At 63.7% G+C, this 14675-nt stretch carries 14 protein-coding genes and 1 pseudogene; 4 read left to right on the forward strand and 11 right to left on the reverse strand.

Features of this window, described 5'->3' with window-relative positions; translation table 11 throughout:
* Positions 1–12: 12 nt before the first annotated feature.
* Complete coding sequence (locus tag ACP2YP_RS29860; protein ID WP_426419813.1) at positions 13–1038, reverse strand: ABC transporter substrate-binding protein; 1026 nt, start codon at positions 1036–1038, stop codon at positions 13–15.
* Here ACP2YP_RS29860 and ACP2YP_RS29865 point away from each other — a divergent pair.
* The gene (locus tag ACP2YP_RS29865) at positions 1038–1622 is read left to right on the forward strand and encodes a cupin domain-containing protein (protein WP_426419814.1); all 585 of its coding nucleotides are present in this window, start codon (positions 1038–1040) and stop codon (positions 1620–1622) included. The two genes, ACP2YP_RS29860 and ACP2YP_RS29865, sit on opposite strands and share 1 nt — an antisense overlap.
* A gap of 9 nt (positions 1623–1631) precedes the next feature.
* On the opposite strand, the gene ACP2YP_RS29870 is transcribed toward ACP2YP_RS29865, so the two are convergent.
* From ACP2YP_RS29870 to ACP2YP_RS29895, 6 genes are all read right to left on the reverse strand, one after another.
* On the reverse strand, positions 1632–2405 hold the full coding sequence (locus ACP2YP_RS29870; protein ID WP_426419815.1) for an anti-sigma factor family protein: 774 nt from the start codon (positions 2403–2405) through the stop codon (positions 1632–1634).
* Positions 2402–2920, reverse strand: coding sequence for a sigma-70 family RNA polymerase sigma factor (locus tag ACP2YP_RS29875; RefSeq protein ID WP_426419816.1), 519 nt, complete (start codon positions 2918–2920; stop codon positions 2402–2404). Before ACP2YP_RS29875 ends, ACP2YP_RS29870 begins: the two co-directional genes overlap by 4 nt.
* A 40-nt stretch (positions 2921–2960) precedes the next feature.
* Complete coding sequence (locus ACP2YP_RS29880; RefSeq protein WP_426419817.1) at positions 2961–4430, reverse strand: YncE family protein; 1470 nt, start codon at positions 4428–4430, stop codon at positions 2961–2963.
* A gap of 9 nt (positions 4431–4439) precedes the next feature.
* The gene (locus tag ACP2YP_RS29885; RefSeq protein ID WP_426426308.1) at positions 4440–4976 is read right to left on the reverse strand and encodes a DUF305 domain-containing protein; all 537 of its coding nucleotides are present in this window, start codon (positions 4974–4976) and stop codon (positions 4440–4442) included.
* A gap of 105 nt (positions 4977–5081) precedes the next feature.
* Positions 5082–5867 carry an ABC transporter permease gene (locus ACP2YP_RS29890; RefSeq protein WP_426419818.1) on the reverse strand — a complete coding sequence of 262 codons (786 nt, stop codon included), beginning with the start codon at positions 5865–5867 and terminating at the stop codon, positions 5082–5084.
* On the reverse strand, positions 5867–6685 hold the full coding sequence (locus tag ACP2YP_RS29895; protein ID WP_426419819.1) for an ABC transporter ATP-binding protein: 819 nt from the start codon (positions 6683–6685) through the stop codon (positions 5867–5869). The genes ACP2YP_RS29890 and ACP2YP_RS29895 overlap by 1 nt, the downstream gene beginning before the upstream one ends.
* A 132-nt stretch (positions 6686–6817) precedes the next feature.
* Between ACP2YP_RS29895 and ACP2YP_RS29900 the strand changes: the two genes are divergently transcribed.
* Together ACP2YP_RS29900 and ACP2YP_RS29905 are read left to right on the forward strand one after the other, a co-directional pair.
* Positions 6818–7600: an ATP-binding cassette domain-containing protein gene (locus ACP2YP_RS29900; protein WP_426419820.1), complete on the forward strand. Its 783-nt coding sequence runs from the start codon at positions 6818–6820 to the stop codon at positions 7598–7600.
* Positions 7597–9150 (forward strand): glycine betaine ABC transporter substrate-binding protein, encoded by a 1554-nt coding sequence (locus ACP2YP_RS29905; RefSeq protein ID WP_426419821.1) that lies wholly within the window; start codon positions 7597–7599, stop codon positions 9148–9150. Before ACP2YP_RS29900 ends, ACP2YP_RS29905 begins: the two co-directional genes overlap by 4 nt.
* A gap of 5 nt (positions 9151–9155) precedes the next feature.
* Here the strand turns inward: ACP2YP_RS29905 and ACP2YP_RS29910 are convergent, their stop codons facing one another.
* On the reverse strand, positions 9156–10868 hold the full coding sequence (locus tag ACP2YP_RS29910) for a sulfatase-like hydrolase/transferase (RefSeq protein WP_426419822.1): 1713 nt from the start codon (positions 10866–10868) through the stop codon (positions 9156–9158).
* 192 nt (positions 10869–11060) lie between these two features.
* The gene (locus ACP2YP_RS29915) at positions 11061–11630 is read right to left on the reverse strand and encodes a TetR/AcrR family transcriptional regulator (RefSeq protein ID WP_426419823.1); all 570 of its coding nucleotides are present in this window, start codon (positions 11628–11630) and stop codon (positions 11061–11063) included.
* Between the two features lie 220 nt (positions 11631–11850).
* Here ACP2YP_RS29915 and ACP2YP_RS29920 point away from each other — a divergent pair, with 220 nt between their 5' ends.
* Entirely contained in the window at positions 11851–12471 is a 621-nt protein-coding gene (locus ACP2YP_RS29920; RefSeq protein ID WP_426419824.1) for a hypothetical protein, read from the forward strand.
* Between the two features lie 7 nt (positions 12472–12478).
* On the opposite strand, the pseudogene ACP2YP_RS29925 reads toward ACP2YP_RS29920, so the two are convergent.
* Together ACP2YP_RS29925 and ACP2YP_RS29930 are read right to left on the reverse strand one after the other, a co-directional pair.
* Positions 12479–13120, reverse strand: a pseudogene (locus ACP2YP_RS29925) (SDR family NAD(P)-dependent oxidoreductase); the annotation flags it as partial.
* Between the two features lie 405 nt (positions 13121–13525).
* Positions 13526–14665 (reverse strand): DUF2336 domain-containing protein, encoded by a 1140-nt coding sequence (locus tag ACP2YP_RS29930; protein WP_426419825.1) that lies wholly within the window; start codon positions 14663–14665, stop codon positions 13526–13528.
* Between the last annotated feature and the right edge of the window lie 10 nt (positions 14666–14675).

Raw genomic sequence — 14675 nt, forward strand, 5'->3', positions numbered from 1 at the left:
CCTTCGCGTCAGTTATTTGGCGCTCCCGGTGGTCTTCTTGGCCTGGTCGACAAACTTGTTGGTAAAAGTCTTGCTGACGTCGATTTTGGCGTTGGCCACCTCGGGCGAACCGACGCTGAACACCGCCAGCACGGCGTCGGCGCCCTTCGGATCCATCTTGCCGGTCTCGGAGAACATCGGGATCGTGTTCTTCAGCGCGGCGAGATAGAGGTCCTTGTTCCTGCCGACCATCTCATCGGGCATCTTCGCCATGATTTCCTCGGGCGAATGCGAATGGATCCAGGCGATCGTGGCGAGCATCGCGTTGGTCAGCGCCTGTGTCTCCTTTTCGTGACCATTGACCCAGGCCACGGTCGAGTACAGCGCACCGCCCGGATATTCGCCGCCGAACGTCTCGAGCGTGTCCTTCTGCGTGCGGGTGTCGCTGAGGATGCGCAAGTCCTTGTGGCTGCCCTGGAGCACGGTGACGGAGGGATCGAGCATCACCGCGGCATCGATCTGCCCCTGCTCCATCGCAGCCACGGCCGTGGCGCCGAGGCCGACGCCGATCACGGCGGTACCGGCGGGATCGAGCCCGTTCTTCTTCAGGAGATACTTCAGGAAGAAGTCGGTGGAGGAGCCGGGCGCGCTGACGCCGACCTTCTTGCCGGCGAGATCCTTGACCGACTTGATGTCACCCGTGTGCGAGGGGGCGACCACCAGCACGAGGCCGGGATAGCGGTCATAGACCACGAAAGCTTGAAGCTCCTGCTTCTTGGCCGCCAGGTTGACGCAATGGTCGAAATAGCCGGAAACCACGTCGGCACTGCCGCCAAGCACGGCCTTGAGTGCGTCCGAGCCGCCCTTGAGGTCGACCAGATCGACATTGAGGCCGGCCTTCTCGTACTCGCCAAGCTGCTTGGCCAGCACCGTCGGCAAATAGCACAGGCAGGCGCCGCCACCGACCGCGATGGTCACCTTGCTTTGCGCCGCGGCAAGACCGGTGGTGAGCGTCAGCGCAAGCAGCGCGCCGGCCAGCCTCGCAATCGTGTTCTTCATTGGTTTCCTCCGTTCGGCTGGGCGGCACATTAGAGCAGCGGGACTGGCTTGAGAAGCACCGCTTAAGTGGCACTGGCCGTTGGCCTTTCGGCGCAATAGCATGTGCGCACAACAACAATTCCCGGTGGCGCGGATCATCCATCAATCGCTTTGCAGCCGGGCTGTCGATCACCGCCGCCTTCGTCGCCGGATGCGGCCCGACCTACCTGTTCGGGCCGGCACTGGCCGCCGAAAGCATCACCCCGCAAATCATCCATACCGCCGAGATGGCGGGTGATGCGCTTGGGCCTGCGAATAATGTCGGCTATCGTTCCAAGACGTTCATGGTTGCCGATGGCGCCACCGTCTCGATCCGGGTCGGCAATGTGCCCAAGCACATGCATCCCAACACCAACGAGATCCAGTACATTCAGGAAGGCACCGGCACGATCTGGTTCGGCGACAAGGAGGTGACGGTGAAGCCGGGCGACCTCGTCATCATCCCCAAGGGCACGGCGCATGGGGGCACCAAGCTGTGGATTGGATCTCTTCGCAACCGCGCTCCAACGTTCGGGCTCGCACTGCCGTGCGGGCCCGTTTCGTGAATCCCGGCACTAGATCGGGCGTGCCTGTTTCCGGATTTCGTTCGCGATCGGCTTGAGGGTGTCCCCCGGGAGCTGGCCGACGAGCGTATAACCCATGCCGCCATCCGCCCACACGAAACCCGCGACATCGCCAGTAGATTGCGGCATCATCGGCGTAGCCAGATAGCGATTGCTCATCGGGCGCGTCAGCACGACGAGACGGTCACCGTGATCGTCATCGTACATGAACATCCCAGCCGGGCCGTGCGACGTCGCAACCAGGCGCCCACCCATCAACCGATAGCCCGAGATCGAGAGGTCAGGCACCTTGACGGGCTGCTTCAGCCGGTTGGAGACCCATCGCGTGAGCTCGGCGCTATCGGACGCTCTGATCTCGACCGGCCGCACGCGGTCCGGTGCGTAGACGTTATAGGAATAGGCGGCCTCTTGCGCCAACGAAGACAGTCCGTTCGATCCCTCCAGTAGCAGGCTGTGCATGGTCCAGCCGCCGAGACCACCGCAACCGAGCAGCAAAAGCGCCGCAATCGCACCCCACGCCCGCAGAGGACGCCGCTTCCGGTTGTCGATGATGTGCGCCAGATTCAGCTCGGCCGGCAACGGCTCGCCGGCGATCGACGCAAGCGCGCCACGCAGTTGTTCGCGCTGGGTGGCATAGGCCGCGACGCGCCCAGCGACGTCTGGATGATCGTCCAGATAGGATGCGACCTCCGCGCGCCGCTCGGGCTCGAGCGCCTGGTCCACATAGGCGTGGAGATCGTCCTCGGTGATCGGGCGCTGGCTCATTTCACGCTCCGCAATGTCACGACATTCCCTGGCGCAACGCCATCCATCTCCTGCTGCAGCCTCTCCCGCGCGCGCGACAAGCGCGACATCACGGTGCCAACCGGAACCTTGAGAACTTCAGCAGCATCCGCGTAGGAAAGATCCTCGACTGCAACCAGCAACAATACGGCCCGCTGTTCTTCAGGCAGGTTCGCAAGCTTGCTTAGGACATCCTGATAGATCAGCCTCTGCTCCTGAACTGCCGCGCTGACGAGTTCCTGCTCGCCCGCATCGTCGATCGGCATATGTCTGCCCCGCGCTGTCGTCTGGCGAAATTGGGAGACCGCCAGATTATGGAGGATCGTGAACAGCCAGGCGCGCACGCTGCCGTCGCGCCGTTGATACCAACGGCTGACGGCGCGCTCCAGGCAGTCCTGGACCAGGTCGTCGGCCGCCGCGCGATCGCGCATGAGCGCGCGCGCATAACGCCGGAGCGCGGGGATCAGCGGTTCGACCTGAACCAGCATGTCCTTCATGGGGCGCTCCACCTGCTCTCCCTTGCCGTTCGGCCGGACGTCATTGCGCCTCGATCTGGACCGCCTCGCCGGGCATGGCCGCGTCACCGGACGCGATCACCAGATACCGCCTAGCAGCAGTGGCAGATTGGTCGACGATCTGACGGATCGGACCGGCTGCATTGACGATAGCGGATCCGGCCGGATTGGTCATGAACGCCGCCAATGGCTGCAGTGTACCACTACCATCTCCATGGTCGGCCAGCGCAAGCACATATTTCTGCTTGGGCTGAAGTCCCGTCACCGAGGCCTGCAAGATCTGGATCAGCCCCTGATCGAACAATGACACGCTGGTCGGAATCTTGCCGTTCTTCGGGCCGTCTTTTGACGCGAGCGCCAAATGAGCAACCTGACCGGCAACGCCGAGTGCCAGCAGGTTCTGGCGGTCAGCCGGGTTAGGCGCCGCGTTTGGAACGTAGGCGATCGCTTGCGGCGCCTGGCCGATCGGAACGTTGGCAACCACCTTGTTGGTCGTCGTATCGATGGCCGCAAGCGCATCGCCGTTCTCCAACCCAACATAGATGCGCGTGCCGTCGCCAGACGGCCAGACCCCGTGCGGCAAACTGCCGACCGGAATCGTCGCTACCTGCGAGAAATCGTCGGTGCGGAACACCTTCACCTCGTTCAGGCCACCGATGGTCACGTATGCGAACATTCCCTTGGCGGTGTGCGCGAAATTGACGTGATTGGTGATCGGACCCGTATCGATCGTCTTGATCGGGTTGAACGGCGGCTTGGCGTTGAACACTTGTGTCCGGCCGACATCCTTCAGCGTGAACCAGACCTGGTTTCCATCCGGCGTCGCCGCGATGTTCGGGCAGAAGGGACTCTCCTGCTTCACCGTCGCGATGATCTTGTGCTCGGCGACCGCAACCACGTCAGTCTCAGGATTGAAGGACGAGCAGATATAGCCGTACTTGCCATCAGGTGAGAAAATCTGCATGCCCGGACCGTTCGGAGTCGTGATGCGGGTCTTCTCCTCAAAGCTCATCGGGTCGATGACGGAGATATAATTCTCGCCGCGAACCGTGACCCAGACCTCTTTGCCATCAGGCGTAAAGAACGCCTCGTGCGGCGATCGTCCGACATAAGTGATATGCTTGACCGCGTTGGTCGCCGTGTCGATGAACGTCACCGAATTCGAGCCGATCGATACCACGGCGAGTGTCCTGTGATCGGGCGAGAAGCCCATGCCGTGCACGAGCACTTGCCCCTTGTATAGCGGGCTAAAATTGCCGGGCTGCGGGTCACCCAGCCGGATCACACCAAGCAGCACGTTATCGGCGGGATCGGTGACGGAGACAGTGTTCGAGAATTGTTCTGCCGCGTAGACGCGGTCGTGGTGGCTGATCGGAATATTGGGGGCGGACAGTGCGCTCGGCGCCTGCCCCGCCCATGCGACCGACCCCGTCGTAAGCATCGTGGCCGCGAGAAGAACGCTCTTCCCGATCGCGTTTCTCAAGATCTTCATGCGAGGCTCCTATTTCTTCATCCCGGCAGACATATCCATCTGCATGCCCGGATGATGATGGACGTTGACGACTGGTGCGGACGGCGGCTGGGTCGGAGAGGGCGTGATATCGTTCGCCGGCTCACCGATCGCGAGCTTCATGGCCGCGATCTCCTGCATTTGGTCGACGATGATTTCCTGGGCGATACGCCGCAACTGCTCGTTCGTGCCGTAACGCAGTTCGATCACCGCCATGTCGATCGCACCCTGGTGGTGCGGATTCATCATCGCGACAAAGTCGCGATCGACGTCGCCGGTTGGCTTGGCCGCCATGTCGTTCATCATTTTGGTCATCGCGGCGTCGTTCTCTTGTAGGAAAGCGCTCTCCTCGGCGCTTAGAACAGCCTGCGGAGCGGCCGGGTGCGCTTCGTGCGCGAATACCAGCGGAGGCACCGCGAAGGCGACGAGAATGCGTGCAGCAAGGAGCGCCGTGCCGAGACCCGGCTTTGGCCATCGGCATCTGCTTGCAAGCGCCGCAGCGACGCGGCGAAACGGTGACCGGTGCATCCTGAACTCCCATGCAGGTGGTTGCATGGGGTATGACGCGTGGTCGCGCGTTCTATTCCGGCGCGTCAATCACATAAATGTCAGCAGTCAAGTAAGGTGGGTAACTTAGCCGCGCCCATCCATCGTCGGCCGCCAAACCAGCAGCCTCCGCTCAGCGAGCGTCACCCCGAAATCGATCAGGATGACGAAGGCCGACAGCACGAACATGCCAGCGAACACGCCGGCGACGTCGAACACACCTTCGGCCTGCTGGATCAGATAGCCGAGGCCAGCCGCCGATCCCAGATATTCGCCGACGACGGCGCCGACCACGGCGAAGCCGACCGAGGTGTGCAGCGACGAGAACATCCACGACAGCGCCGACGGCCAATAGACGTGCCGCATCAATTGCCCCTCGCTCATGCCGAGCATGCGGCCATTGTCGAGCACGGTGCGGCTGACCTCCTTGACGCCCTGGTAGACGTTGAAGAACACGATGAAGAACACCAGCGTCACGCCGAGCGCGACCTTGGACCAGATGCCAAGCCCCAGCCACAGCGCGAAGATCGGCGCGAGCACGACGCGGGGCAGCGCGTTGACCATCTTCACGTAGGGGTCGAACACCGCAGCGACCAGCGGCTGGCGCGCGAACCAGAAGCCAATGAGGACGCCGCCGAGTGAGCCGATCACGAAGGCCAGGATCGATTCCACCAGCGTGATCCAGAGATGCTTCCAGATCACGCCGGAAACGAACCATTTGACGATCTGCTCGAACACGTCGACCGGATTGGAGAAGAAGAACGGCGGCAGCAGGATTTTTCCGAACACCGGCACGGTCGAGAGCACCTGCCACAACACGATGCAGACGACGGCGACCAGCACCTGCAAGCCAAGCAGCGTGACCCGCGACATCAGACCGCCTCCGCCGCGTGGGTAGATTGCGCGTAGCCCTTCATCACCTCGTCCTTGAGCACGCTCCAGATCTCGCGATGCAGCGCATGGAACTCCTTGTCCATCCGCACCTCGAAAATGTCGCGCGGGCGGGCGAGCTGCACGCGCCAGTCGCCGATGATGCGCGACGAGGGCCCCGCCGACATGATCACGACGCGGTCAGCAAGCGCGATCGCCTCTTCGAGATCATGAGTGACAAACAGCACGGCCTTGCGGTCGGCATTCCACAAGTCGAGCAGCAGGTTGCCCATCACCTGGCGCGTCTGCGCATCCAGCGGCCCGAAAGGCTCGTCCATCAGCAATATCTTTGGGTCGCGGATCAGGACCTGCGCCAGCGCCACGCGCTTGCGCTGACCGCCGGACAGCATGTGCGGATAGCGGCCCGCAAAGGCGCCGAGACCTACGGAGGTGAGCCATTTCTGCGCTTGCGGCAGCGCCTCGGCGCGCGGCGTACCCTTGATCTCGAGCCCGATCGCGACGTTGTCGAGCGCCGTCTTCCAGGGGAACAGCGCATCGGCCTGGAACAGATAGCCGGCATCCCGGTTCAGCCCGGCGAGCGGCCGATCAAAAATCTTGACGCGGCCCGCAGCCGGCTTGAGCAGCCCAGCGGCGACGTTAAGCAGCGTGGATTTTCCGCAGCCGGTCGGGCCGACAATGGCGACGAACTCGCCCTGCGCGACCGCAAGATGGGCCTGCTCCACCGCCGTATAGACCCGCCCGTCCCCCAGCCGGAACGCAACCTTGGTATCTTCCAGCGCCACTGCCGTGGGCGTTGTCATGTGTTTCCTCCGAACCCTGGCGATGCCTTAGCCGCTCGCGCGGCCAAGTTCAATCAACCGGCCAACCGTGCTACGCATGGGGCTCGACCCCCCACCCTCCCCTGGAGGGCAAACGAGCTGAGTGCACGTCTGATGCCTTCCAGGCCGATGATTGGCTATGCGCACGTCACCAAGAGCTTCGGCCCCCTCAGGGCCGTCGACGACGTCTCGCTCGACATCGCCGAGGGCGAGTTTCTGGCCATCGTCGGCGGCTCGGGTTCGGGCAAGACGACGCTGCTACGGCTCGCCAACCGGCTGATCGAGGCCGATGGCGGCACCATCACGGTCGAGGGCGAGGACGTCCAAAACATCGATCCGGTCGTGCTGCGGCGCCGGATCGGCTACGTTTTCCAGAGCGGCGGGCTGTTTCCGCACTTAAGCGTGGCCGACAATATTGGGATCACGCCAAAACTGCTCGGCCAGCCTGCGGCCGACATTGCCGCGCGCGTCGACGAGCTCATCGAGCTGGTGCAGCTCGACCGCGCCGCACATCGCGACCGGCTGCCGGAAGCGCTCTCCGGCGGGCAGCACCAGCGCGTCGGCGTGGCGCGGGCGCTGGCAGCAAAGCCTCGCATCGTGTTGATGGACGAGCCGTTCGGCGCGCTCGACGCCCTCACCCGTGATGCGCTTGGCGAGGATTTTCGCGAGCTGCACCGCAAGCTCGGCCTGACCACCGTGATGATCACGCACGACATGACGGAGGCGATTTTGCTCGCCGACCGCATCGCAGTCATGCGTGGCGGCAAGCTGCTCGCGCAAGGCACGCCGTCGGAGCTAACGAAGAGCAGCGACGCTTACGTACTCGAGCTGCTGCGCACGCCTCGGCGCCAGGTCGAGCGGCTGAACGCGCTGCTACTGCAGAGCGGTGCCGCATGATAACCGATCCGCGCTGGGGCGAGGCGCTGTCACATTTGCCCGATTATCTCGGCAATCATGTCCGGGTGAGCCTCGCCGCGCTCGCGCTCGGCCTGATCGTCAGCCTGCCGCTCGCAATCCTCACACGCAACCGCCCGGCGCCGCGCACCGTCCTGCTCGCGCTCGCCAGCATCGTGCAGACCGTGCCGGGGCTGGCGCTGCTCGCGCTGTTCTATCCGCTGCTGCTGCTCGCGGCGTCCGTGACGTTGAAATGGTTCGGCCTCTCCTTCTCCGCATTCGGCTTCCTGCCGGCGATGCTGGCGCTTGCGCTCTACTCGATGCTGCCGGTGCTGCGCAACGGCATCACCGGGCTCAACGGCATCGACCCCGCGCTGATCGAAGCCGCCAAAGGCGTCGGCATGACGGCGCGGCAGTCGCTCGTCATGGTCGAACTTCCGCTGGCGCTGCCGGTGATGATGGCCGGCATCCGCACCGCCGCGGTGTGGGTGATCGGCACCGCGACGCTGTCGACGCCGATCGGTCAGACCAGCCTCGGCAATTACATTTTTGCGGGGCTACAGACCCAGAACTGGGTGTTCGTGCTGTTCGGCTGCGTTGCCTCAGCCCTGCTCGCGCTCGCCGTCGATCAGCTGCTTGGCCTGATCGAGAGCGGCCTGCGCAATCGCAGCCGCCTGAGCGCCGGGCTCGGTGCGATCGGGATCGCGGCGCTGGTTGCGGCGACGCTGGTGCCGACGATGGGACGTTCGGCGTCCGGCTATGTGGTCGGTGCAAAAACCTTCGCCGAGCAATACGTGCTCTCGGCCCTCCTGCGGGACCGTCTCGATGTCGCCGGCCTCTCCGCCACGGCGCGCTCCGGTCTCGGCTCGAGCGTGATCTTCGAGGCGCTGAAGGCCGGCGACATCGATCTCTATGTCGACTATTCCGGCACGCTCTGGGCCAACCAGCTGCACCGCACCGACATCAAGCCGCGCGCGGAGCTGGTAGCAGATTTGAAGACGGCGCTCGCCAAGGACAACATCACGCTGCTCGGCGAGCTCGGTTTCGAGAATGCCTATGCGCTTGTGATGCCGAAAAAGCGTGCTGACGCGCTTGGCATCCGCACCATCGCCGATCTCGCCGCACACACATCGTCGATGTCGATCGCCGGCGACTACGAATTCTTCTCGCGGCCGGAATGGGCGGCGCTGCAACAGGCCTATGGCCTTCAGTTCGGCGGACAGCGCCAGATGCAGCCGGATTTCATGTATGCGGCGGTCGCGAGCGGAGAGGTCGACGTGATCGCGGGCTACACCAGCGACGGGCTGATCGCGAAATACGATCTGGTGGTGCTCGACGATCCCAAGCACGCGATCCCACCTTACGATGCCATCCTGCTGCTGGCGCCGAAGCGCGCCGGCGACGAGCGGCTCAAAGCGGCGCTGAGCCCGCTGCTCGGCAAGATCGACATCGCCACCATGCGCGAGGCCAATTTGCGCGCCAGTGGCAATGACGCGAATTCGTCACCAGACGCGGTGGCAAAGTGGTTGTGGGAGAAGGTGGGCAAGCAGTAGGCCAACTACAGCCCCCTGATCATCCCCGCATCGATCAGCAACCGGTTGAGCCGCCGCGCTTCCGCGCCGTCCTTGCAGCCGTAGAAGATACCCTTGCAACGGAGCATGATCTCCTTCTGCTCGGCAAAGGACGGATCGAGCGGAATGCCGGCGGCCTCCTGGATCACCAGCGGCAGATAGGGACCGTCGACCGTGTCCATCACCGCGTCGCTCTTCACCGGCTCGAAATTGACGGCGTCGATCGCGTAATAGGTCGCGTAGAGACGCGGATCGTAGGCGTCGAGCTTCTTGCCGATCGCGCCCTCGTCGAGCCCGGGCTCGAGGAGCTTCGGCGCGAACTCAGGCTGGTGATCGCCATAGCGCACGATCAGGAAGGGCTCGCCCGGAAAGCTCTTCTTCAGGCCCGCAATGAAGGCCTTGTATTGCTCGGCGCTCATCGCCTGCCGGCGCAGATATTCGTCGATGGATGGCACGTTGCCCGGCGCGCGCCAGTTCGGCACCAGATCGGGGCGGAAGCGCGTCTCCCAGGGGAAATGATTGGCGCCGAGATAGATGAAGCTGAACAGCGGCTTGTTCGGCGTCTGCTCTCCCATCAGCCGCAGCGCCTTGTCGTAGAAAAAGCTGTCGGGTTCGACGTCCTTGGCGCCGAGATCCCTGGAGTCGAGGAAGCGCTCGACGCCGGTCGTCACCTGAAAGCTGCGCGCGCCCATGAAGCCGCCATAAGCGGGATAGAGCGATAGGGTGTCGTAGCCGCAACGGCGCAGCGCCAGCGGCAGGCCGCGCTCGACCCGGCCCGAGGCAATGCGCGTCACGAAATAGGCGAAGCGGCCGAACGAGCGCGAGGAGAGACCCGCAAGCACGTTGTATTCGGTGAACCAGCTCGGCCCGCCATTGCTCTCGGCCAGAAATATGCGCTCCTTGCCGTCCCAGGACTTGAAGTGGCTGCCGTACCCCGGCGGCACCTTGATGCCCTGGGCGGCGCGGATGTCAAAACTCGATTCATCATGGATCATGATGATGTTCGGCCGGCGACCGGCCGGATGGCAGGCGTCGACCAGCGGCATGTTGAGCCGCTCGTCGATCGAGGCGGCCGACTCCATAAAGCCGTGCCGCGCGAAGTCGGAGACCGCGGCGACGCCGGAGCGGAAGAACTTCGAGAGATAGCCGTCGTCGTAATAGCCGCGCCAGGCCTCGTCCGGACGATGGACGGAATAGCCGACCAACCCCGCGAGACAGGCGAGCATCGCGGCGAGTGCCGGCAGGCGGCGGATGCGGAACGGATCGAGCCACCACAGTGCATACATCAGCGGCAGCGTGACGAGGCCGGCCCCGATCACCGACCAGCGCAGGTTCGGGAAGATCGTGAACAGGAACGCGACCGTGTCGCGGTCGATCATCATCAAGTCGATGAAGTTGACCGTCATCTGGACGACGTCGTGCTTGAGCCGCGACAGCAGCACCAGCACCACGACCATGGTCAGCGACAGTGCGCCCGACAGTGCCGGCCGGCGCAACAGCGTGATCCAGAAGAAGTTGAGGATACCCCAGGCGAACAGGAAAGACAGGCGCGAGCCGAAATCGGTCTCGGTCTCGTACATCAGCGCAAGCGCTGCGAAATGCGGTGCGGCAACCGCAAGCAGACGCCAGATCCCGAGCGCGGCGACGCTCGCCAGGACGGCGGTGGTGGCGGAAGGACCTGAATTGGGCGCGGACGCCATCGACGACACGCAACAGCTGGTCCGGCGGGGGTGAGGCCAAGCCGTCTGACCGGCCTGCGGCGTTGGCGCAGCCGGAAAAGCCTGCGCCGCGTCACAAAACTGTAACGGAATGGTCACGGGCAGGCAACGCGTGCGGCGATCCGACCTTCGCTTAATGTTAGCGGGAGGCGAAAGACCGCACCTCAGGCGACGCTAGGGTTTCGCGATCCCGGCGATGAACAGGTCGATCACCCCCTCCGCCATCCGCTCGATCTCGTCCTCCGCCACGCCCCAGCGCGGAAAATGGCCGTCGAGGTTCATTCGGGCGTAGCCGTAGATCAGGGCGCGGCCGGCGATGAGGATGCGTTTGAGATCCGTCGATCGCAGCAGGCCCTGCTCGTCCGCATCAGTCAGCATCCGGTCGGTCAGCGCGACCAATTCGGCATTGTCGCGCGTCAGCTCGGCCGAGCTGCCATGGACGAAATAGCGCCCCGTGGAGATGATCTCGAAATGCGCGGGGTTGCGCATCGCCCAGCGCACATAGGCGATACCGAAGGCGCGGAAGCGTGCCAGTGGGTCGGCCGACGGCGCTTCCGTCAGCGCGGCCTCGATCTCGACGCGAAAGCGCCGCTGCGCCTCCTCGGCCACCGCCGCCATCAACGCGTCGCGGTTGGGGAAGTGCCGGAACGGCGCCCCCGGCGACACCGCAGCCCGCCGCGCAGCCTCGCGTACGGAGACCTCGGCACCCTCGGCCGCCAGTTGCAGCGCAGCATCGATCAACACCCGGCGGAGGTCGCCGTGATGATAGGGCCTGGCTTCGGATGTCTGGCGGCGGGCGCGAGCCTTGGATGTCTGGGGCTTGGAGGTCTGAGGCTTGGACGTCTGACGGGCAGGCATGACGCCTTCTAGCATCACCCGAACGTGAATGTAAGCAGCGATTACACCATTGACGATCTTGTCACGTCGAAATGTAATCGATGATTACATGATGGAGGAAATCACCATGTCGCAACGTCAAAGCTGGTTCGAAGGCTGGCGGCTGCTCGCCGTCCTCACGCTGAGCCTGATCATCTTGAGCCTTTGGATCGCCTCGATGCGGCAGTTCGAGGTCGAGGGCGTGCGCATGGTGATCCGCTTCACGGCGCGCAGCTCGCTGCTGCTGTTCTGCCTCGCCTTCGGCGCCGCGGCGCTGGCGCGGCTCTGGCCGAACGCCTGGACACGCTGGCAGCGCCGCAACCGCCGCTATCTCGGCTTAAGCTTTGCCGCCTCCCACGCCATCCATGCGGTTGCGATCATCGTATTCGCGAAAATGGATCCGGCCGGCTTTGCGGAGGCCACCTCGCCGGCCTCCTACATTTTCGGCGGCATCGGCTATGCCGTGATCATCGCCATGAGCGCGACCTCGTTCGATCGCGCGGCGGCGCTGATCGGACCGCGCGCATGGCGCGCACTGCACCTTGTTGGCGGCTACTACCTCTGGTTCCAGTTCATGGTGTCCTTCGGCATGCGCGTGCCAATGATGCCGCTCTATGCCGCCTTCCTTATCCCGCTCCTCGCCGTGATGATGCTCCGAATGATCGCGATGGCCGCCCGCCCACAGCAGCGGACGGCCGAAGCAAGCTGAACTTCCATCAGCCCTGCGGCAGCAGCCCAAGCCGCTTGGCGATGATGCGGTCGACCGCGCGCTTGGGCAGCGCAGTGGTCATGAAGTGTCGAAGCCAGTCCGGCGTGATCTGGTAGCGAACCTTGGGCTTCGCAGCGGTGAGCGCCTCGAAGACGACCTCGGCGATCCGTTCGGCTGGCAGCCCGGTCTCACCGAGCTTCATCATGAACGCCATGACCTTGTTGAGCGCCGGGAGATAGGGCGAGTTCTGGTAGACCGACATGTCGAACTGCTCGGCCTTGCTCCAGATCGGCGTATTCACCGCGCCGGGCGCGACGATGATCACGTCGATGCCGAACAGCATCAGCTCACGGCGCAGGCTCTCTGACAGGCCCTCGATCGCATGCTTGGAGGTGCAATAGGGTGCCGACAGCGGATTGCCGTTCTTGCCCGCGACCGAGCTGATCATCACGATCCGTCCTTTCGGCCCCTTCAGCGAGGGGTCGGCACCCAACAGCGGCCCGAAAGCCTGCGTCGCGATAACAGGGCCCATGACGTTGATATCCATCTGGCGACGGAAATCATCCGCAGACAATTCGAGGACCGGCCCCCCGACAGCGATGCCGGCATTGTTGACGAGACCAGCCAGCGTCTCGCCGCCCAGCGCCTCGCCCCGGCAATCATGCAGGAGGAGGCCTCGCCAGGGCAATGGCGTCCGCTTCTCAAGCTGCGCACCGATGATCTTTTCGAGGCTGCGTCGAGCCGCAAAGAAGGCGGAGCAGATGTCGGTTCTTAAGATGAAGCAGCGTGCGAACGTCGAAAATGCGATTGATTGCGCGATGAGAGTGCAGATGAAGAGCCGAATCCTAGACTCTGAGGACACAGCGCTTTTGGCGATTGCGCATTTTGAAAAAGTCCTGAGAAACGACGCGAACCCAAGAATGTGGTTTAAGCGTCAGTTCTTGGCGCTCTGAGTGTACTTCAACGCGCGAAGAATTTGAATGAAGCAGCAATGCTTCGGAAGACTGCGAGCGGCGAGACGTCCCCCTATCCTCCGAACGTACCGGATGAGCACTTAATTTTTGGTTTGCTTTAAAGGAATGTCCGCCGCTGGCTGGTGCAGTGGGACCTGGCTCGCGCGCTCGCGGAGCCGATAGAACTGGAGAGCCGTTCTGGCGGTATTCGGCTTCAGCCGGAGAAAGCTCGCAAAGCACTGCTCCAGTCGCTCTCTCGCCTCGAGTGACGAACCAGGCCGAAACGTCAAGATCGCCTTCGTCGTGTCCCACGATAACCCAATGGCCTTCGCGAGAATCAAAATCTGCTCTGGCTCGGAGCGGACCAGCGCACGCTCGACCGCTCCGAGAGGCAGCTCGCTCATCAGCGACAGGGCGATTGCCGTCTTGTCGAAGCTTCGCGCGCCGATGTAGCCGCATACTCGCGCATCATCGAGCTGTCCGCTCGAATGCAGGGACCTCACCTCGGCCAATGCCCTGGCGTGCTCGCTCGACCCCATCCGCGCCGTCGTTTGAAGCTCATCGGAGGCCTCCGCAATGGCGCTTCGGATCAGGTCTGCCCGACGCGGATCGGCCGCCTCCAGCTTGCATCTGACCAGCTCGGACGCATGGACGAACAATTTCAGCAGGGTTTCGCGCGGAATATCGGGGCGGGCCCAGATACACATGGCGAGCGCGCCATCGTCACGCGCCCGCCTGACGAGCCTGGACATTCCCAAGGGCGAGAAGCTGGCGCCATCGTTGCTCACAGTCCGCACGGCAACATCAATGTTGCCGCGCTCCACCAGGACATCGGTGACGGGTTCGGTCAAATGGCTGCGACCGGCGATGGCCAGCAGGTGCTCCTGACTCTTGGTCCGTGCATTCTCTGCCAAGCTCGCTTCGTCAAGCCGTGGCGAGTGCTCGAGAACCGGTGCCGCCACCTCCGGCGCGTCGTCGAATGCCAGCAACCGGATCGTCCGGCGGGGCGCGTCGGGCAACCTGCTAAGCCGGCTGCCAAACGACGCCCGCGCGGCGCACTCAATCGTCTGGAGGAGCGTGCTCATCACCTCATCGAACAGATCGATCTGCTCGTCGGAAAACTGACCCGAGCCGAACACGAAGAGATCGGCGACGTGGCGCAGGAGTTCCGCGCGCTTCGACAGCTCCCGGCTGGCCAGCGCCGCCTCCAGCTGGTCGATCAGGCCGTTCTCCACATTCATCTCCTGGCTC

The sequence above is a fragment of the Bradyrhizobium genosp. A genome, assembly GCF_049949275.1.
Taxonomy (GTDB): domain Bacteria; phylum Pseudomonadota; class Alphaproteobacteria; order Rhizobiales; family Xanthobacteraceae; genus Bradyrhizobium.

Bases quoted from the DNA above. Each gene is read 5' to 3' on its own strand.
- ACP2YP_RS29890 (WP_426419818.1), bottom strand. From the start codon at position 5,867: ATGTCGCGGGTCACGCTGCTTGGCTTGCAGGTGCTGGTCGCCGTCGTC.
- ACP2YP_RS29875 (WP_426419816.1), bottom strand. From the start codon at position 2,920: ATGAAGGACATGCTGGTTCAGGTCGAACCGCTGATCCCCGCGCTCCGG.
- ACP2YP_RS29895 (WP_426419819.1), bottom strand. From the start codon at position 6,685: ATGACAACGCCCACGGCAGTGGCGCTGGAAGATACCAAGGTTGCGTTC.
- ACP2YP_RS29905 (WP_426419821.1), top strand. From the start codon at position 7,597: ATGATAACCGATCCGCGCTGGGGCGAGGCGCTGTCACATTTGCCCGAT.
- ACP2YP_RS29900 (WP_426419820.1), top strand. From the start codon at position 6,818: ATGCCTTCCAGGCCGATGATTGGCTATGCGCACGTCACCAAGAGCTTC.
- ACP2YP_RS29870 (WP_426419815.1), bottom strand. From the start codon at position 2,405: ATGAGCCAGCGCCCGATCACCGAGGACGATCTCCACGCCTATGTGGAC.
- ACP2YP_RS29880 (WP_426419817.1), bottom strand. From the start codon at position 4,430: ATGAAGATCTTGAGAAACGCGATCGGGAAGAGCGTTCTTCTCGCGGCC.
- ACP2YP_RS29885 (WP_426426308.1), bottom strand. From the start codon at position 4,976: ATGCACCGGTCACCGTTTCGCCGCGTCGCTGCGGCGCTTGCAAGCAGA.
- ACP2YP_RS29860 (WP_426419813.1), bottom strand. From the start codon at position 1,038: ATGAAGAACACGATTGCGAGGCTGGCCGGCGCGCTGCTTGCGCTGACG.
- ACP2YP_RS29920 (WP_426419824.1), top strand. From the start codon at position 11,851: ATGTCGCAACGTCAAAGCTGGTTCGAAGGCTGGCGGCTGCTCGCCGTC.
- ACP2YP_RS29930 (WP_426419825.1), bottom strand. From the start codon at position 14,665: ATGAATGTGGAGAACGGCCTGATCGACCAGCTGGAGGCGGCGCTGGCC.
- ACP2YP_RS29910 (WP_426419822.1), bottom strand. From the start codon at position 10,868: ATGGCGTCCGCGCCCAATTCAGGTCCTTCCGCCACCACCGCCGTCCTG.